The 18,411-nt window shown below is 63.3% G+C and carries 19 protein-coding genes; 11 read left to right on the forward strand and 8 right to left on the reverse strand.

The window, feature by feature from the left end; genetic code table 11:
* Positions 1–398 precede the first annotated feature (398 nt).
* From purM to J3A71_RS23000, 4 genes are all read left to right on the forward strand, one after another.
* Complete coding sequence (gene purM / locus J3A71_RS22985; RefSeq protein WP_016485267.1) at positions 399–1,457, forward strand: phosphoribosylformylglycinamidine cyclo-ligase; 1,059 nt, start codon at positions 399–401, stop codon at positions 1,455–1,457.
* Positions 1,457–2,110, forward strand: coding sequence for a phosphoribosylglycinamide formyltransferase (gene purN, locus J3A71_RS22990; RefSeq protein ID WP_209953321.1), 654 nt, complete (start codon positions 1,457–1,459; stop codon positions 2,108–2,110). The genes purM and purN overlap by 1 nt, the downstream gene beginning before the upstream one ends.
* An 8-nt stretch (positions 2,111–2,118) precedes the next feature.
* Positions 2,119–2,829: a DUF3108 domain-containing protein gene (locus J3A71_RS22995; protein ID WP_016485265.1), complete on the forward strand. Its 711-nt coding sequence runs from the start codon at positions 2,119–2,121 to the stop codon at positions 2,827–2,829.
* Between the two features lie 182 nt (positions 2,830–3,011).
* Positions 3,012–3,194 (forward strand): hypothetical protein, encoded by a 183-nt coding sequence (locus J3A71_RS23000; RefSeq protein ID WP_016485264.1) that lies wholly within the window; start codon positions 3,012–3,014, stop codon positions 3,192–3,194.
* 45 nt (positions 3,195–3,239) lie between these two features.
* Here J3A71_RS23000 and J3A71_RS23005 read toward each other — a convergent pair whose 3' ends face one another.
* The 7 genes from J3A71_RS23005 to J3A71_RS23035 form a co-directional block, all read right to left on the reverse strand.
* Complete coding sequence (locus J3A71_RS23005) at positions 3,240–3,779, reverse strand: DUF2058 domain-containing protein (protein ID WP_016485263.1); 540 nt, start codon at positions 3,777–3,779, stop codon at positions 3,240–3,242.
* Between the two features lie 26 nt (positions 3,780–3,805).
* Entirely contained in the window at positions 3,806–4,639 is an 834-nt protein-coding gene (mazG, locus tag J3A71_RS23010) for a nucleoside triphosphate pyrophosphohydrolase (protein ID WP_016485262.1), read from the reverse strand.
* Positions 4,640–4,701: 62 nt separating this feature from the next.
* Positions 4,702–6,942: a GTP diphosphokinase gene (gene relA / locus J3A71_RS23015; protein WP_016485261.1), complete on the reverse strand. Its 2,241-nt coding sequence runs from the start codon at positions 6,940–6,942 to the stop codon at positions 4,702–4,704.
* Between the two features lie 96 nt (positions 6,943–7,038).
* On the reverse strand, positions 7,039–8,397 hold the full coding sequence (gene rlmD, locus J3A71_RS23020; protein WP_016485260.1) for a 23S rRNA (uracil(1939)-C(5))-methyltransferase RlmD: 1,359 nt from the start codon (positions 8,395–8,397) through the stop codon (positions 7,039–7,041).
* Entirely contained in the window at positions 8,398–9,297 is a 900-nt protein-coding gene (gene cysM, locus J3A71_RS23025) for a cysteine synthase CysM (RefSeq protein ID WP_024717686.1), read from the reverse strand.
* A gap of 159 nt (positions 9,298–9,456) precedes the next feature.
* A complete protein-coding gene (locus tag J3A71_RS23030) occupies positions 9,457–10,848 on the reverse strand; it encodes a sensor histidine kinase (RefSeq protein WP_102689726.1) in 1,392 nt (463 codons plus the stop codon).
* A gap of 6 nt (positions 10,849–10,854) precedes the next feature.
* Complete coding sequence (locus tag J3A71_RS23035; RefSeq protein WP_016485257.1) at positions 10,855–11,574, reverse strand: response regulator transcription factor; 720 nt, start codon at positions 11,572–11,574, stop codon at positions 10,855–10,857.
* Between the two features lie 193 nt (positions 11,575–11,767).
* Between J3A71_RS23035 and J3A71_RS23040 the strand changes: the two genes are divergently transcribed.
* Genes J3A71_RS23040 through J3A71_RS23055 form a run of 4 tightly spaced genes read left to right on the forward strand, consistent with a single transcriptional unit; the run spans position 11,768 to position 16,424 of the window.
* A complete protein-coding gene (locus tag J3A71_RS23040) occupies positions 11,768–14,551 on the forward strand; it encodes a response regulator (protein WP_016485256.1) in 2,784 nt (927 codons plus the stop codon).
* A 13-nt stretch (positions 14,552–14,564) separates the two neighbouring features.
* Positions 14,565–15,554, forward strand: a complete 990-nt coding sequence (locus J3A71_RS23045) for a 2-hydroxyacid dehydrogenase (RefSeq protein ID WP_016485255.1) — start codon at positions 14,565–14,567, stop codon at positions 15,552–15,554.
* Positions 15,555–15,585: 31 nt separating this feature from the next.
* Positions 15,586–16,023: a hypothetical protein gene (locus tag J3A71_RS23050; RefSeq protein ID WP_096425701.1), complete on the forward strand. Its 438-nt coding sequence runs from the start codon at positions 15,586–15,588 to the stop codon at positions 16,021–16,023.
* Entirely contained in the window at positions 16,020–16,424 is a 405-nt protein-coding gene (locus J3A71_RS23055; protein WP_209953322.1) for an META domain-containing protein, read from the forward strand. The genes J3A71_RS23050 and J3A71_RS23055 overlap by 4 nt, the downstream gene beginning before the upstream one ends.
* A gap of 34 nt (positions 16,425–16,458) precedes the next feature.
* Here J3A71_RS23055 and J3A71_RS23060 read toward each other — a convergent pair whose 3' ends face one another.
* Positions 16,459–16,923, reverse strand: a complete 465-nt coding sequence (locus tag J3A71_RS23060) for a TlpA disulfide reductase family protein (protein WP_023047672.1) — start codon at positions 16,921–16,923, stop codon at positions 16,459–16,461.
* A gap of 85 nt (positions 16,924–17,008) precedes the next feature.
* On the opposite strand from J3A71_RS23060, the gene arsC reads away from it, so the two are divergent.
* Genes arsC through J3A71_RS23075 form a run of 3 tightly spaced genes read left to right on the forward strand, consistent with a single transcriptional unit; the run spans position 17,009 to position 18,370 of the window.
* Complete coding sequence (gene arsC, locus J3A71_RS23065) at positions 17,009–17,362, forward strand: arsenate reductase (glutaredoxin) (RefSeq protein ID WP_060519594.1); 354 nt, start codon at positions 17,009–17,011, stop codon at positions 17,360–17,362.
* Positions 17,359–17,964 (forward strand): NAD(P)H:quinone oxidoreductase, encoded by a 606-nt coding sequence (gene wrbA, locus J3A71_RS23070; RefSeq protein WP_060519595.1) that lies wholly within the window; start codon positions 17,359–17,361, stop codon positions 17,962–17,964. The genes arsC and wrbA overlap by 4 nt, the downstream gene beginning before the upstream one ends.
* Positions 17,957–18,370, forward strand: coding sequence for a DUF2069 domain-containing protein (locus tag J3A71_RS23075; protein WP_060519597.1), 414 nt, complete (start codon positions 17,957–17,959; stop codon positions 18,368–18,370). The genes wrbA and J3A71_RS23075 overlap by 8 nt, the downstream gene beginning before the upstream one ends.
* Positions 18,371–18,411: the final 41 nt, after the last annotated feature.

The following is an 18,411-nucleotide window of genomic DNA, read 5'->3' on the forward strand; positions in this document are numbered from 1 at the left end:
ATACACGGGGGCGCAAGGTAACCAGTCGTGAGAGGGTGAAAGATTGGTTGCGGGGTGTTGTCGGGAGCGTGCGCCGGGTCGGACAGGTGTTCGCCACGACAGGTTCAGTGCCTGGGCGAGCGAGCGCCGCCCGCTCGACACATCGCAAGCGAAGTTCGCGCCTGGATCTGTTTCGGGCCAATGTCGCTTGTGCCTGAGCGCTCAACCGCCCTGTTTGTCCGGCAAGATAGCCATTTTCATGCCCTGCCCGTCGGCCTGAGGATGGCCGCTGCCCGGCAACCCTGATAAAATCGCGCGCCTTCACAGACCACTGACGTTTCAGGCAGCCGCCGCTTACCCGCCGGTCTTGGCCGTCATGGTCGTTTTTAAGAATCCCTCCCTCCTAAAGGCCTGGATCAATGAGCAAGCAACCCTCCCTGAGCTACAAGGACGCCGGTGTAGACATCGACGCCGGCGAAGCACTGGTCGAACGCATCAAGGGCGTGGCAAAACGCACCGCACGCCCTGAAGTCATGGGTGGCCTGGGCGGCTTCGGCGCCCTCTGCGAGATCCCGGCCGGCTATAAGCAGCCAGTACTGGTCTCCGGCACCGACGGCGTCGGCACCAAGCTGCGCCTGGCGCTGAACCTGAACAAGCACGACAGCATCGGCCAGGACCTGGTCGCCATGTGCGTCAACGACCTGGTGGTGTGCGGTGCCGAGCCGCTGTTCTTCCTCGACTACTACGCCACCGGCAAACTGAATGTTGACGTGGCTGCCACCGTGGTTACCGGCATTGGCGCCGGTTGCGAACTGGCTGGTTGCTCGCTGGTGGGTGGTGAAACCGCCGAAATGCCTGGTATGTACGAAGGCGAAGACTACGACCTGGCCGGCTTCTGCGTCGGCGTGGTGGAAAAGGCCGAGATCATCGACGGCTCCAAGGTTGCCACTGGCGACGCGCTGATCGCCCTGCCGTCTTCGGGCCCGCACTCCAACGGCTACTCGCTGATCCGCAAGATCCTCGAAGTGTCCGCCACCGACATCGAGAACACCCAGCTGGACGGCAAACCGCTGACCGACCTGCTGATGGCGCCTACCCGCATCTACGTCAAGCCGCTGCTGCAGCTGATCAAGAACACCGGTGCCGTGAAGGCCATGGCCCACATCACCGGTGGCGGCCTGCTGGACAACATCCCGCGCGTACTGCCGAAAAACGCACAGGCCGTGGTTGACGTAGCCAGCTGGCAGCGCCCGGTGGTGTTCGACTTCCTGCAGGAAAAAGGCAACGTCGACGAGCATGAGATGCACCGTGTGCTGAACTGCGGCGTGGGCATGGTCATTTGCGTAGCCCAGGATCAGGTCGAAGCTGCCCTGAACGAACTGCGCGCCGCCGGTGAGCAGCCATGGGTGATCGGCCACATCGCCGAAGCCGCCGAAGGCGCCGCCCAGGTCGAGCTGCAAAACCTCAAGGCACACTGATGCCAAGCAAGACCTGCAATGTAGTGGTGTTGCTGTCGGGCTCCGGCAGCAACCTGCAAGCCCTGATTGACAGCTGCCAAGGCCAGGACAGCCCGGTGCGCATCCGTGCGGTGGTTTCCAACCGCACCGATGCCTACGGCCTGCAACGCGCAGCGGCGGCCGGCATCGACACCGTCGTGCTCGACCACACCCAGTTCGACGGCCGTGAGGCCTTCGATGCCGCGCTGATGGCGCGCATCGACGGCTTCGCTCCCGACCTGGTGGTGCTGGCCGGTTTCATGCGCATCCTCAGTGGCGGCTTTGTGCGCCACTATCAAGGCCGCCTGCTCAACATTCACCCGTCGTTGCTGCCCAAATACAAGGGCCTGCATACCCATCGCCGGGCGCTTGAGGCAGGCGACGCCGAACATGGCTGCAGCGTACACTTCGTGACGGAGGAACTCGATGGCGGCCCACTGGTCGTACAGGCTGTGGTACCGGTTGCGTCTGACGACACCGTCGAAAGCCTGGCCCAGCGGGTACACCATCAGGAACACCTGATCTATCCGCTGGCAGTGCGCTGGTTCGCTGAAGGGCGCTTGCGCCTTGGCGAACAGGGTGCATTACTGGATGGCCAGCCGCTGGCGGCCAGCGGCCACTTGATTCGATCCTAGGAGAATTTATGCGTCGCGCCCTGCTCTTGGCTCTTGCCGTGCTTGCCCTGCCCCTCCAGGCAGCTGACCTCAAGCCTTTCTCGGCCAGCTACACCGCCGACTGGAAGCAGCTGCCCATGAGTGGCACCGCCGAGCGCAGCCTGGTCAAGAATGCCAACGGTACCTGGGACCTTAACTTCAAGGCTTCCATGATGATCGCCAGCCTGACCGAGCAAAGCACCCTGCGCCTGGAAAACGACACCCTGCTGCCGCAGAAGTACCATTTCGAGCGCGGCGGCCTGGGCAAAGCCAAGAAGGTCGACCTGAACTTCGACTGGACCGGCAAGAAGGTCACCGGCAGCGACCGTGGCGATGCCATCAACCTGCCACTGATCCGCGGCGTGCTGGACAAGTCGTCCTACCAGCTGGCGCTGCAGCATGACGTGGCGGCCGGCAAGAAGAGCATGACCTACCAGGTGGTCGACGGTGACGAGATCGACACCTACGACTTCCGTGTACTGGGTACCGAAAAGGTCACCACCAAGACCGGCCAGGTCGATGCCGTGAAGGTCGAGCGCGTGCGCGACCCAAGCCAGAGTAAACGCATCACCGAGCTGTGGTTCGCCAAGAGTTGGGACTACCTGCTGGTGCAACTGCGCCAAGTCGAGACTGATGGCAAGGAGTATGTGATCGTGCTGCAGGATGGCACGGTCGATGGCAAGCCGGTGAAGGGCAACTGACCCCGCACTGCCAGCAGCACCCGAAGCCCCGCTCAGTGCGGGGCTTTTTGTGCCTGCCCTGCACCGCCATCGCTTCATGAAACTTGTTTCATGCCCGTTTTATTTACTTAGCCTGCTAACAAACTCTATAAAGAGGGTGTGCGACACACTGTCGCAGCCAACTGAAGAAGTGGAGTTTACCGATGACAGTCCAAGTAACCGAACGCGACGAATCGAAAATGTCCCACGAAGGCCTGGCCGCTGGCGTGCGGATCTGGGATGTGCACCAACAAGGCCAACTGGTGGGCATGTTCCACAATGAACACGAAGCACACCAGTACCGCGCAGAGCTGGAAGACCTGGAAAGCCAGCGCACCACGCAGTAAGCCCTCTTCAAATAAAAAACCCCGCCAAGGCGGGGTTTTTGGTTTTTACCACATCAGATCGTCCGGGATCTTGTAGGCCGCGTACGGGTCATCCTCGTCCGCTTCCTCGACATGGGTGTTGAGCAGCAGAATGCGGTTGGGGTCGCGCTCCTGGATCTTGACCGCTGCCTCACGAGGAATGACCTCGTAGCCGCCGGCATGGGCCACGACCGCCAGTGCGCCGTTACTCAACTTGGTCCGCATCAGGGCATTGACAGCAATGCGCTTGACCTTCTTGTCGTCGACAAAGTTGTAGTAGTCCTCGGTGTTCAGCTTGGGCAGGCGCGTGGCTTCGATCAATTGCTTGACCTGCGCGGCACGGGCCTTTTGCTCAGCCTTTTCCTGCTGCTGGCGATTCAGCTCCTGGTCGCGCTTGACCTTTTCGGCCATGGCTTCCTTGGCAATGCGCTGTTGGCTGTCGTCGACTTCGACCTGGCCTTTGTGCTCCATGCGCTTCTGTTTCTTTTCAGCTTTGTTGGTCTGCGAGACCTGTTTCTGGTTGACCAGACCGGCTTTGAGCAATTGGTCGCGAAGGGAAAGGCTCATGAATGTTCACTCACTTATGCAACAGCTCAGCCGCAGCTGGGCAGGTTCTTTTCCTGACGCTTGGCTTCACCCCAAAGGGCGTCCAGTTCGTCAAGGTCACAATCTTCAATGGGGCGGCCACTGTCGCGCAACGCCTGTTCGATAAAACGGAAACGTCGCTCGAACTTGCGGTTGGCGCGGCGCAGGGCGTTTTCCGGGTCTTGCTTGAGGTGGCGGGCCAGGTTGACGGCGGCAAACAGCAGGTCGCCCACCTCGTCTTCAAGCGCATCGGCATCACCATCGGCCATGGCCTGAAGCACTTCATCCAGCTCTTCGCGCACCTTGTCCAGCACCGGCAATGCAGCAGGCCAGTCGAAACCGACCGTGGCGGCACGCTTTTGCAGTTTGGCTGCCCGCGACAGGGCCGGCAAGGCTGACGGTACATCGTCGAGCAACGACAGTTGCTCGGGTGTGCTTTTCTCGGCCCGCTCCTGGGCCTTGATCTCTTCCCAGCGTGACTTGACCTGGGCCTCGTTCAGGCTGGGCGTATCCAGCGGCGCATACAGCTCGCCGGTAGGGAATACATGTGGGTGGCGGCGGATCAGCTTGCGGGTGATGCTGTCGACCACGCCATCGAACTCGAAACGGCCCTCTTCCCGGGCCAGTTGGCTGTAGTAGACCACCTGGAACAGCAAGTCGCCCAGCTCACCCTGCAGGTGCTCGAAATCGCCGCGCTCGATGGTGTCGGCGACTTCGTAGGCTTCTTCGATGGTGTGCGCAACGATACTCGCGTAGTTCTGCTGAAGATCCCACGGGCAGCCATATTGCGGGTCGCGCAGGCGGGCCATGAGGTGCAGCAGGTCTTCGAGGGTGTAGGTCATCTAGACAAGTCCTTCGGCAGTGCCTTCTTCGCGGGCTTGCCCGCGAAGAAGGCCACGCAATCTCAAGGGGTTCTATTACGCCGCGTCTCGATGATGTTCGGCAACTGCGAAATCCGCCCCAGCAGGCGCCCCAGCGCATCCAGGCCTGGAATCTCGATGGTCAGCGACATCAACGCAGTGTTGTCTTCCTTGTTCGATCGGGTGTTCACCGCCAGCACGTTGATCTTCTCGTTCAGCAGCACCTGCGACACGTCGCGCAGCAACCCCGGGCGGTCGTAGGCACGGATAACGATGTCGACCGGATAGGTCTGCACCGGGATCGGCCCCCAGCTCACCTGGATCATGCGCTCCGGCTCCTTGCCCGCCAGCTGCAGCACCGAGGCGCAATCCTGGCGGTGGATACTCACGCCACGGCCCTGGGTGATATAACCGACGATGGCGTCGCCCGGCAGCGGCTGGCAGCAGCCGGCCATCTGCGTCAGCAGGTTGCCGACCCCCTGAATCTGGATGTCGCCACGCTTGCCGCTGCGCGGCCCGGTAGGTTTGCGCGGGACCAGTTCGATCTGCTCGATACGCTCGGGCTCCAGCAATTGCTGGGCGGCGTTGACCAGGTGGGCCAGGCGCAGGTCGCCCGCGCCAAGCGAGGCGAACATGTCCTCGGCAGTCTTGACGTTGGTCTTCTCTGCCAGGCGCTCGAAGTCCACCTGCGGCAAACCCAGGCGGCTGAGCTCGCGTTCGAGCAGGGTTTTGCCGGCGGCTACGTTCTGGTCGCGCGCCTGCAGCTTGAACCAGTGCACGATCTTTGCCCGCGCCCGCGAGGTGGTGACGTAGCCCAGGTTGGAGTTCAACCAGTCACGGCTGGGGTTGCCGTGCTTGCTGGTGATGATCTCCACCTGCTCACCGGTCTGCAGGCTGTAGTTCAGCGGCACGATACGGCCGTTGATCTTGGCACCCCGGCAGTTGTGGCCGATCTCGGTGTGCACACGGTAGGCGAAGTCCAGCGGGGTCGCGCCCTTGGGCAAGTCGATGGCGTGGCCGTCAGGGGTGAACACATAGACCCGGTCCGGCTCGATGTCGACCCGCAACTGATCGACCAGGCCACCGATGTCGCCCAGCTCTTCGTGCCATTCCAGCACCTGGCGCAGCCAGGAGATCTTCTCTTCGTAATGGTTGGAGCTGGGCTTGACGTCGGTGCCCTTGTAGCGCCAGTGGGCGCAAACCCCCAGCTCGGCCTCTTCATGCATGCCGTGGGTGCGGATCTGCACCTCCAGCACCTTGCCCTCGGGGCCGATCACTGCGGTGTGCAGCGAGCGGTAGCCGTTTTCCTTGGGGTTGGCGATGTAGTCGTCGAACTCTTTGGGGATGTGCCGCCACAGCGTGTGCACGATACCCAGCGCGGTGTAGCAGTCGCGAATTTCCGGCACCAGCACACGCACTGCACGCACGTCGTAGATCTGGCTGAATTCCAGGCCTTTGCGCTGCATCTTGCGCCAGATCGAATAGATATGCTTCGCCCGGCCGCTGATGTCGGCATTGACGCCCGTGGCCAGCAGCTCGTTCTGCAACTGGTTCATCACGTCGCTGATGAAGCGTTCGCGGTCCAGCCGGCGTTCGTGCAGCAGTTTGGCGATCTGCTTGTACTGGTCGGGTTCGAGGTAGCGGAAAGACAGGTCTTCCAGCTCCCACTTGATGTGGCCGATACCCAGGCGGTGCGCCAGCGGCGCATAGATGTCGAACACCTCACGCGCGACACGCAGGCGTTTCTCGTCGTCGGCGGCCTTGACCGCACGGATTGCACAGGTACGCTCGGCCAGCTTGATCAGTGCCACACGCACATCGTCGACCATGGCCACGAGCATCTTGCGCAGGTTCTCGACCTGCGCCTGCGAACCCAGCACCAACGACTGCCGCGGGCTGAGACTGGCGCTGATGGCCGCCATGCGCAACACGCCGTCGATCAGCTTGGACACCACCGGCCCGAACCGCTGGCTGACCTCGGCCAGGGTCACTTTGCCTTCGCGTACCGAACGGTAGATAACCGCTGCCACCAGGGAGTCCTGGTCAAGCTTGAGGTCTGCCAGAATTTCGGCAATTTCCAGGCCTGCCTGGAAACTGGACGTACCGTCCGCCCAGGAATGCTTGGCCGGGTTGCCCTTCTTCTCGATCTCATGGGCAAACTCGCAGGCTTCTTTGAGCGCTGCGCGATCCAGTGCCGAATCGACGCTTACCACATGGTCCAACCATCCTTCGAGATTGATACTGCCGTCGGTGTTGACCGGCTGGTGCACTCTCACCTGTACCATCTTTGTTTTACCTTTCCATACAGCGCGCCACGCGGGAGCGCTGGAGATCACCGTGCGGCAACCATTCCATGGAAGCCGCACCAAGGGGCCACTCTGCTAGCCCGCTTCGAATAACGCCATGGCCTCGACATGCGCCGTTTGAGGAAACATGTCGAGAATCCCGGCCCTTTTTAACCGGTACCCCTGGCCGACCAGCACCTGCGCGTCTCGCGCCAGCGTGGCCGGGTTGCACGATACGTAGACCAGCCGTTTGGCCTTGAGGCGTGCGATGCCTTGCACCACCTCGAACGCACCGTCGCGCGGTGGATCCAAGAGTACCGCAGAAAAGCCTTCGGCGGCCCATCCGGTGCCTGCCAAAGGCTGCGATAAATCGGCCTGAAAAAACCGTGCGTTATGCACATTGTTGTTCCGGGCATTGGCCGCGGCCCGATCGACCATGGCCTGAACACCTTCTACCGCCACTACCTCGCGCGCCTTGCGGGCCAGCGGCAGGGCAAAGTTGCCCAAGCCGCAGAACAGGTCAAGCACCCGCTCGTCGGCTTGCGGTGCCAGCCAGGCCAGGGCCTGCTCAATCATCGCGGTGTTGACCTGGGCATTCACCTGCACGAAGTCACCAGGGCGCCAGGCCAGTTCCAGCTGCCACGGCGCCAGGGCAAAGCCCAGTTGTGCGGCAGGGTCCACCGGCGCCGGCTCATCTTCACCCTGCAGCCACAGCTGGGCATTGGCCTGTTCGCAGAACGCCTGCAGCTTTGCCAGGTCGTCTGCCGGCAGCGGCGCGACGTGGCGCACCAACACCGCCTCGGCGGTACCGCTGAACAGTTCCACATGGCCCACCGCCTGCGGTTTGCTCAACGAGCGCAGCACCGTCGGCAAGTGACGCAAAATCGATTGCAAGGGCTGTACCAGCACCGCGCAATCGTCGATGGCAATAATGTCCTGGCTGGCTTCGGCACGGAAGCCCACCTCCAGCTGACGCGCCTTGACGTCCCAGCGCACGGCCACACGGGCCCGGCGCCGGTAGCCGAATTCCGGCCCGCTCAGGGGCGCGGCCCATTCCTCGGGTTGCACGCCGGCCACCCGCTGCAGTTGCTCGGCAAGGGTGCGCTGCTTGAGTGCCAGCTGCGCTTCATGGGGCAGGTGCTGCAGGTTGCAGCCACCACAGCGCGCATAATGGCGGCACGGCGCCTCACGGCGCTCGGGGCTGGCCTGCAGCAGCCGCTCCAGGCGGGCCTCGACCACTTTGCCACGGGCGTTGAGCACCCGCGCCTCCACGGCCTCACCGGCAAGGGCACCACTGACGAACCAGGTGCGCCCGTCAAGGAAGGCGATGCCACGGCCGTCACCGGCCAGGCGCTCGATGTCCAGGCGCTGCTTCTTGCCCACGGGGACCTGGGGGGTGCGGTTGCCGCCGGCCGGCTGGAAGCGCAGGCCGCTGTTGCTTTTTTTCTTGGACATTTAGCTCGGATCAAACAGGCCGGTGGACAGGTAACGGTCGCCGCGGTCGCAGATGATGGCAACCATCACGGCATTTTCCACCTCGCGGGAGAGGCGCAGCATGGCTGCAACCGCACCACCAGAGGACACGCCGCAGAAAATGCCCTCTTCACGGGCAAGGCGGCGGGTGGTGTCTTCTGCTTCCTGCTGCGACATGTCGACCACACGGTCGACACGGGTGGCGTCGAAGATTTTCGGCAGGTATTCCTCGGGCCAGCGGCGAATGCCCGGGATAGCCGAGCCTTCCATCGGTTGCAGGCCGATGATCTGCACCGCCGGGTTCTGCTCCTTGAGGTATTGCGAGCAACCCATGATGGTGCCGGTAGTGCCCATGGAACTGACAAAATGGGTGATGCTGCCCTGTGTCTGCTGCCAGATCTCAGGGCCGGTGCTGTTGTAGTGGGCAATCGGATTGTCGCCGTTGGCGAACTGGTCAAGCACCAGGCCGCGGCCTTCGGCTTGCAGTTTCTCGGCCAGGTCGCGGGCGCCTTCCATACCCTCCTCCTTGGTCACCAGGATCAGCTCGGCGCCGTAGGCGGTCATGGCGGCCTTGCGCTCGGCGGTGGAGTTGTCGGGCATGATCAAGATCATCTTGTAGCCCTTGATCGCCGCCGCCATTGCCAGGGCAATACCGGTATTGCCGGACGTGGCTTCGATCAGGGTGTCGCCGGGCTTGATCTGGCCACGCAATTCGGCGCGGGTGATCATCGACAGCGCCGGGCGGTCCTTCACCGAGCCGGCAGGATTGTTACCTTCGAGCTTGAGCAGGAGGGTGTTGCTGGTTTCACCAGCAATGCGCTGCAGGCGAACCAGGGGCGTATTGCCGACGCAATCGGCGATGGTTGGGTACTGCAAGGTCATGGTGTATTTCACAATCCGGACGGCAGGGGCGCCTATCATACCGGCAAACCCTTCGCGGCCATATCACGCAATCTGTGGTGTATATAGCTACAAGCTATAACGCGAACCTGTGCGGGCTTCTTCGCGGCTAAACCCGCTCCCACAGGTACTCCACTGGCCTCAAGCGTAGTGGTGACCCTGTGGGAGCGGGTTTACCCGCGAAGGGGCCGGCGCATGTAACGGCAACCTCATCCACAGCCGCAGCCCACGCTTGCCATTCTGCGCCCACAAAGTGCCGCCTTGGCGCTGAATGGCACTGCGGGCGATGCTCAAGCCCAGGCCGAACCCCCCATCCCCCGGCCGAGAACCGTCCAGCCGCGAGAACGGGGCGAAGATCCGCTCCAGGTCTTCTTCAGCCACACCGCCGCCCTCATCCTCCAGCCACAGCCGCCAATAACTGCCTTCGGGCTGACCACCCAGCCGCACCACCCCCTCGGCCGGCGAGTGACGAATGGCGTTGCGCAAGATGTTTTCCAGTGCCTGGGCCAAGTGGTTGAGGTTGCCCTGCACCCAACAGTCGGCCGGTACTTCGCAGCGCAGGCGCGCGGGAGACCAGCCGCTTTCGTAGCTGGCATTCTCTGCCAGCAGTTCCCAAAGCGCGTGGACTTCGATGGGCTCCAGGTTCATCGGCGCACGTTCGGCGTCCTGCCAGGCCAACTGCAGGGTGTCCTCCACCAACTGCTGCATGCAGTCCACTTCACGGGTCAGGCGTTCGCGCAGGCGCTGCAGGTCGGTTTCGCCGTCGCATGCCACCCGCAAGCGGCTCAGCGGTGTGCGCATTTCGTGGGACAGGTCGCGCAGCAACTGCTGCTGCATGGCCACCGTGCCCTGCAGGCGCTCGGCCATCTGGTCAAAGGCGCGGGCCAGTTCGCCCAGCTCGTCATGGCGTGCGATAGTGCGCGAGTCGAGGCGAGCCGATAACTGATCGGCGCGCCAGGCATTGGCCTGCTCGCGAAGCTGATTCAGCGGCACGATCAACATGCGGTACAGGCCCACGCACAACAGCAAGGTGAACAGGCCAGGGATGACGCCGTTGGTGACGATGCGCCACAGCAACCGGTACTGGTCCGGATTGAACCGCTGTGGCAGTTCGATCACCACCATGCCCTGCTCAGGCGCCCCCGGGAACGGTATACGTACCCACGGCTGGTCGACGCTGCGCCGGCTCATCGGCCAGTCGACACCCCGCAGGCGCGTCAGCCGCTGCATGATCTGCGGGTCGAGGGTGGCGCTGTCGAGCGGCCTCAGGTTGATATCGAGCACGCCAACCCAGCCCCGTTCGCGCTGGTGCATCGTCGCCACCCACTGGTCAAGCCCTGCCCGGCCGCCGCTGCGCCAGGCCTGTTCAGCCTCGCCGGCATAGCCACGCAACACCTGCCGCGCCGGCTCCGAGAGGAAGGCATTCTGGATTTCCATGTGCCGGCCCCAGGTGTAACTGAGGCCGATCATCAGCAGGCAGAAGCCCACCAGCAGGATGGCCAGTTTCCAGAACAGCGAATGGCGGTCAAGCATGGGGGATCACTCCGCCTCGCTGGCGCTGAGGACATAACCCTTGCCCCACACGGTTCGGATCTGCCGTTCGTGATAGCCAATGCCCTTGAGCTTGCGGCGGATCTGGCTGACGTGCATGTCCAGGCTGCGGTCATGCCGCGAATAGCCACGCTGCAACACCTGCTGGTACAGGAATGGCTTGCTCAGGACATCATCGAAGTTGCGGTTCAGGATGTCGAACAGGCGGTATTCACTGGGGGTCAGGCCCGCCAGGCGACCGTCCAGGCGTACGTCACACAAGCCCTCGTCAAACTGCAGCTCGCCGCAGGCGGCATGCTCCAGCGGGGCTTGGTGACGGCGCTCCAGCGCCACCCGGCGCAAGATTGCCTCGATGCGCACCTGCAGCTCGGCCATGCTGAACGGCTTGGGTAGGTAATCGTCGGCCCCGCGCTGGAAGCCGCTGATGCGGTCAGCCTCGGCACCTAGCGCCGACATCAGGATCACCGGCGTCGCGCTGCGCTTGCGCAATTGCGCCAAGGCATCCAGGCCGTTCAACCCGGGCAGCAAAATATCCATGAGCACCACATCGAAAACCTGGCGACCCGCCGTTTCCAGCCCCTCCAGCCCATTTCGGCACCAGGTTACCTGGAAGCCGCCGCGTTGCAGCTCTTCGTGGAGATAGGCACCCAGAACCGGGTCGTCCTCGATGGCGAGGATGTTGGAGTTGTAAATAGCTACAGGATTCATTGGCAACTGCCATGCATTCTCAATTGCGCGATTATTGAGCATCCAATACCCGCCAGGCAACCGCCCTGTGACCAATGCCCCGGCAATGGTGCAAAACAGCGACTAAAGAGGTGCAATAGCGCTGCAGGCGGAGTAACTTCCCGGCTTGGCCGTCATCGCTTGACGGCGTCCAGGCACATGACAGGAGGCGAGTGTGCTCGATCGTTTGGGAATCCGCAGCCGGGTCCTGCTGCTGGCCCTGCTGCCGGCCGCTCTGATGGCCCTGGTGCTCGGCAGTTACTTTACCTGGCTGCAACAGAACGACCTGCGTACCCAGTTGCTGCAACGCGGCAAGATGATCGCCGAGCAGCTGGCGCCGTTGGCTGCACCCGCCATGGCCCGGCTTGCGCCCGCACAGCTGGAGCGCATCGCCGCGCAGACCCTGGAACAGGCCGATGTGCGCGCAGTCGCATTCCTGGCCCCGGACCGCACGCGCCTGGCCCACGCGGGCCCGAGCATGCTCAACCAGCCGCCCAGCGGAGGCACTGGCACGCAACTGCTGCAACGCAGCGGCAATGACGCCACCCGCTACCTGATGCCCGTGTTCGGCCACCACCGCGACCTCGCCACCGATGCCGTGCCGGCCGAAGCCGAGCGCCTGCTAGGCTGGGTCGAGATCGAGCTGTCGCACGACGGCACCCTGCTGCGCGGCTACCGCAACCTGTTCACCAGCCTGCTGCTGATCCTCGCCTGCCTGGTACTCAGCGGCCTGCTGGCGCTGCGCATGAGCCGCACCATCAACGACCCCATCGAGCGCATCAAACACGCGGTCAACCAACTCAAGGACGGCCACCTCGAAGAACGCCTGCCGACCATGGGCAGCCACGAGCTGGACGAGCTGGCCCGTGGCATCAACCGCATGGCCGAAACCCTGCAAAACGCTCACGAAGAACTGCAGCACAGCATCGATCAGGCCACTGAAGACGTGCGCCAGAACCTGGAAACCATCGAAATCCAGAACATCGAACTGGACATGGCGCGCAAAGAGGCCCTTGAGGCCAGCCGCATCAAGTCGGAGTTCCTGGCCAACATGAGCCACGAAATCCGCACGCCGCTCAACGGCATCCTGGGCTTTACCCATCTGCTGCAGAAAAGCGAGCTGACGCCACGCCAGCTGGACTACCTGAACACCATCGAGAAGTCAGCCGACAACCTGCTGGGGATCATCAACGAAATCCTCGATTTCTCCAAGATCGAGGCCGGCAAGCTGGTGCTCGACAGCATTCCTTTCAACCTGCGCGACCTGATCCAGGACACCTTGACCATCCTCGCCCCGGCCGCCCACGCCAAGCAGCTGGAATTGCTCAGCCTGATCTACCGCGACACCCCTTCTTCGCTGATCGGCGACCCCTTGCGGCTCAAGCAGATCCTCACCAACCTCGTCAGCAACGCCATCAAGTTCACCCGCGAAGGCACCATCGTCGTGCGCGCCATGCTCGAAGACGAGCACGAGGACAGCGCGCAGCTGCGCATCAGCGTGCAGGACACGGGTATCGGTTTGTCACCGCAGGAAGTGCGCACGCTGTTCCAGGCCTTCAGCCAGGCGGACAACTCGCTGGCCCGCCAACCCGGTGGCACGGGGCTGGGGCTGGTAATTTCCAAGCGCCTGATCGAGCAGATGGGTGGCGAAATCGGTGTCGACAGTACCCCGGGCGAGGGGTCGCAGTTCTGGATCAGCCTCAACCTGCCAAAAGCCCACGACGACCTCGAGGAGCAGCCGTTGCAGCCGCTGCTGGGCCGCCGCGCAGCCATCGTCGACGGCCACGAGCTGGCGCGCCAGGCCTTGGAACACCAGCTGGAGGACTGCGGCCTCAGCGTCAGCCTGTTCGCCTCCTACGAGCAGTTGCTGCAGGCGGTACAGGCCGCCAGCCAGGCCGGCCTGCCGTTCGAGTTCGCCGTGCTCGGGGCGAACATGGGCAACCTGTCGCCCGAACAACTGGGCCACTATCACCAGCAACTTGAGCGTTACCATTGCCAGTGCGTGGTGCTGTGCCCCACCACCGAGCAGGCGCTTTATCACCCCTACCTGCCCAACGGCCATGGCCAGTTGCTGTCCAAGCCCACCTGCACCCGCAAACTGCGCCGTCTGCTGATGGAACTGGTGCAACCGCGCCGTCCACAGAGCGAGGCGCACAACATCAATGGCCAGCGCCAGCCGAAGGTTCTCTGCGTCGACGACAACGCCGCCAACCTGCTGCTTGTGCAAACCCTGCTCGAGGACCTGGGCGCCCAGGTGCTGGCCGTGGACAACGGCTATGCAGCGGTGGAGGCCGTGCAGGACGAGCCGTTCGATCTGGTGCTGATGGACGTGCAGATGCCCGGCATGGATGGCCGCGCCTGCACCGAGCAGATCCGCCTTTGGGAAAACACCCAAAGTAGTAACCCTTTGCCAATCGTCGCCCTCACCGCCCATGCCATGGCCAACGAAAAGCGCGCACTGCTGCACGCTGGCATGGACGACTACCTGACCAAGCCGATCAGCGAGCGGCAACTGGCGCAAGTGGTGATGAAGTGGACTGGTTTGAGCCTGGGCGTGCCGCAACAGGCGCAGACAGAGCCATTGGCCAGCAGTGATGACCTGAAGGTGCTCGACCCCGAAGAAGGCCTTCGCCTGGCGGCAGGCAAGGCGGACCTGGCGGCCGACATGCTGAGCATGCTGCTGTCCTCGCTGGACGCCGACCGCGATGCCATACGCGCCGCCCGCGAGGCAGACGACCGCAATGCCCTGATAGAACAGGTACACCGCCTTAACGGTGCCTCGCGCTATTGTGGTGTGCCACAGCTGCGCGCAGCCTGTCAGCGCAGCGAAACCCTGCTCAAGCAGGACCACCCACAGGCACAGCAAGCGCTGGATGAGCTGGACGGTGCGATCAGCCGGCTAGCGGCGCAGGCCAGATTGAGTGCATGGCCGTTGCTGTGGCCTACGCAGCATTTGTAGGAGGAGCCTGACCATGCGCGTCCTGTTGTTCAGTAGCCAGCATTACGACCAGGAAAGTTTCACCCGGGCCGCCAGCGGCAGCGCGCTGGAGCTGCATTTCCAGCCCGCCCGCCTGACCCTCGACACCGCTGCCCTGGCTAGCGGCTACGAAGCCGTTTGCGCCTTCATCAATGATGAACTCGACGCCTCGGTGCTCCAGCGCCTGGCCGAAGGCGGCACACGCCTGATCGCCCTGCGTTCGGCCGGCTACAACCATGTCGACCTGGCCGCTGCCCAGCGCCTGGGCCTTGCCGTGGTGCGCGTGCCGGCCTACTCGCCGCACGCTGTGGCCGAACACGCCGTGGCACTGATCCTGGCCCTCAACCGGCGCCTGCACCGGGCCTACAACCGCACCCGCGAAGGCGACTTCACCCTGCACGGGCTGACCGGTTTCGACCTGCACGGCAAAACCGTCGGTGTGGTCGGCACCGGCCAGATCGGTGCCGCCTTCGCCCGTATCATGGCTGGCTTCGGCTGCCAGCTGCTGGCCTACGACCCCTACCCCAACCCAGAGCTGCTGGCCCTCGGCGCGCGCTACCTGACCTTGCCCGAGCTGTTGCGCGAAGCCCGTATCATCAGCCTGCACTGCCCGCTGACCGAGCACACCCGGCATTTGATCAATGCACAAAGCCTGGCGCAACTGCAGCACGGCGCCATGCTGATCAACACGGGGCGTGGCGCACTGGTCGATACCCCGGCACTGATCGACGCGCTGAAAAGCGGCCAGCTTGGCTACCTGGGCCTGGACGTCTACGAAGAAGAAGCCCAGCTGTTCTTCGAGGACCGCTCCGACCTGCCCCTGCAGGACGATGTACTGGCCCGCCTGCTGACCTTCCCCAACGTGATCATCACTGCCCATCAGGCCTTCCTTACCCGCGAAGCGCTGGACGCCATTGCCGCCACCACGCTGGACAACATCAACCGCTGGGCGGCAGGCAATCCACAGAATCTGGTCATGGGTTAGTGCTAGGATACGCGGCATTTCTGGAGGACCCATGGTCGAGCACGATTTCCGCTACACCCTTTTCAACCCGCAACACACCCTGATCGAGTGCCGTGCACTGGTGCCGGGCCGCTATCAGGTCACCGGCAACGGCGGTTCGATGCACAAAGGCGACACCCTGCTGGTGACCCTCAAGGGCAGCAAGGACTTGTCCATGCGACTGACCGTGGACAGCGTGCGCCACCTGATCAACCCGCGCGGCCAGTGGGTTGCCGTGGCCAGCGGGCCCGTGTTCAACGAACTGGAAATCCTCACCTGGCAGGTCGAGTGCGACAGCTGCGACGCCGTGCTGGATTTCGAATTTGCCGTGGACGCCAAGCTGGGCAAGAAAGCCCGCCAGCCCGCCGCCAACGCACGTATCGCCGAACTGGGCTGGGCCAGCCGTGGCGAAAAACACCTGTGCCCGCGTTGCCAGGAGAGCGCCGAGTGAAAAATCTGCTGACCGGCGTGCTGATTACCACCAGCCTGCTCGGCTGCGCCGCACAACCTTCAAAACTGCAACAGGAGCGCAGCTACGTGCTGGAGTGGATTGGCGAACGCCCGCTGATCGACTACAGCCACCTGACCCTGACCCTGGCCAGCGACGGCCGCGCCTATGGCAATGCCGGCTGCAACCACTGGTTTGCGCCGTATACGCTGGAGGGTGAGCGCCTGAGCTTCGGCAAGGTCGGCAAGACCCGCAAGCTGTGCGTACCGGCGTTGATGGAGCAGGAAAAGCGCTTTTTGCAGGCGCTGGAAACGGTAGAGCGCTGGGATGTGTCGCCGGTGGAGCAGATGCGCTTCTGGCCCGCCGAAGGCAAGCCACTGCGGTTCTGGCCTGAGGAAGGCTGAGGATTGCCGGGGCCGCTTTGCGGCCCCAACTGCATCAGGCGCCTTTCAGGGCCTTGATCTTGGCCTGCAGCCCTTCCAGGGTCTGCTCGCCCATCAACTGCTCACGCACCTTGCCCTTGTCATCGATGATGTAGGTCACCGGCAGCGCCTCGCTGCGGGGCAGGTCATAACGCTCGGCCGGGTCCTGGGCCAGTACGGTAAAACCGATGCCCAGGGTTTCAGCGGCCTGTTTCAGGTCCTGCCCTTGCAAGCCATCGAAGTTCACCCCCACCACCTTGATGCCATCGGCCGCCCACTGCTTGGCCGCCGCGTTCAATTCCGGGATTTCGGTACGGCACGGCCCGCACCATTCGGCCCAATAGTTGAGCACCAGCCAGTGCCCTTCGATCTGTTCGGCCTTAACCGTATTACCGTGTTGGTCCACGCCATAATCGGCACCGCAACCACCGAGCAACAGGCTCGCGGTGATGGCCAGTACTGCTGCCAGACGCCTTGCCATGGGTCAATCCTTCTCGAGTTTTAAAGCAAATTGGTCAGTCGCTGCGGTTAGAATAGCCGCCACACCCAGCTGGATGCGACCCGACATGACTGACCTCACGCTTTATCATAACCCGCGCTGCTCGAAATCCCGCGGCGCGCTGGAACTGCTCGAAGCCCGCGGGCTGGCACCGACCATCGTGCGCTATCTGGAAACCCCGCCCGACGTGGCCACCCTCAAGGCACTGCTCGACAAGCTGGGCATCGCCCCACGCCAATTGCTGCGTACTGGCGAGGACGAATACAAAGCGCTGAACCTGGCCGACCCGGCAATGACCGACGCGCAGCTGATCGAGGCCATGGCCCAGCACCCCAAACTGATCGAACGGCCGATTCTGGTTGCCGGCGACAAGGCCGTGGTAGGCCGCCCACCGGAAAAAGTGCTGGAGATCCTGCCGTGAGCGCCCCCTACATCCTGGTGCTGTATTACAGCCGCCATGGGTCGACCAGTGAAATGGCCCGGCATATTGCCCGCGGCATCGAACTGGCCGGCATGGAGGCGCGCCTGCGCACAGTGCCCGCTATTTCTACCGAATGTGAAGCGGTGGCCCCGGACATCCCGGCCAGCGGGGCGCTGTACGCCACCCTGGACGACCTGCGCCACTGCGCCGGCCTGGTACTGGGCAGCCCGACCCGCTTCGGCAACATGGCGGCGCCGCTGAAGTACTTCCTGGATGGCACCAGCAGCCTGTGGCTGGGTGGTGAACTGGTCGGCAAGCCGGCGGGTGTGTTCACCTCTACCGCCAGCCTGCACGGCGGTCAGGAAACTACCCTGCTGTCGATGATGCTGCCATTGATGCACCACGGCATGCTGGTGATGGGCCTGCCGTACAGCGAGTCGGCCTTGCTGGAAACCCGCGGCGGCGGCACGCCTTACGGCGCCAGCCACCATGCAGGTGCAGATGGCAAACGCGAACTTGACCAGCACGAGACCGCCCTGTGTCGTGCCTTGGGCCAACGCCTGGCCACCACAGCCAAAGCCCTGGAGGCCGCGCGTGGCTAAAAAGCCCAAGGTGTTGCCGCCGCTGGAATGGCTGGCACCGCGCCTGCGCCTGACACGGGCCTTGAGCCTGGCGTTCTTCTTCGGCCTCATCGCCCTGCTGGTGGTGAACAACCTGTGGTTTGCCAACCTGCATGGGGCACGGGTCGGGGTGATTCTGGCGATCGAGCTGGTGCCGCTACTGCTGCTGTTGCCGGGCATGCTGACAGGCAGCGCCCGGGCACATGCCTGGGCCTGTTTCGTGGTGAATATCTATTTCATCAAGGGCGTGCTGGCGGCATTTGACCCGACGCGGGCGATTTTTGGCTGGCTTGAAGTGTTGCTGAGCCTGGGGTTGTTCATTGCCGGGCTGCTGTATGTGCGCTGGAAGTTCCAGCATGAGCGGCGCATGGCGGGCGAAGGGAGTTGAATTTTTCGCGGGCTCGCCCGCTCCCACAGGGATCGCGCCAC

Origin of the sequence: Pseudomonas sp. PvP089 (genome assembly GCF_017875165.1) — a bacterium.
GTDB lineage: Bacteria > Pseudomonadota > Gammaproteobacteria > Pseudomonadales > Pseudomonadaceae > Aquipseudomonas > Aquipseudomonas fortuita.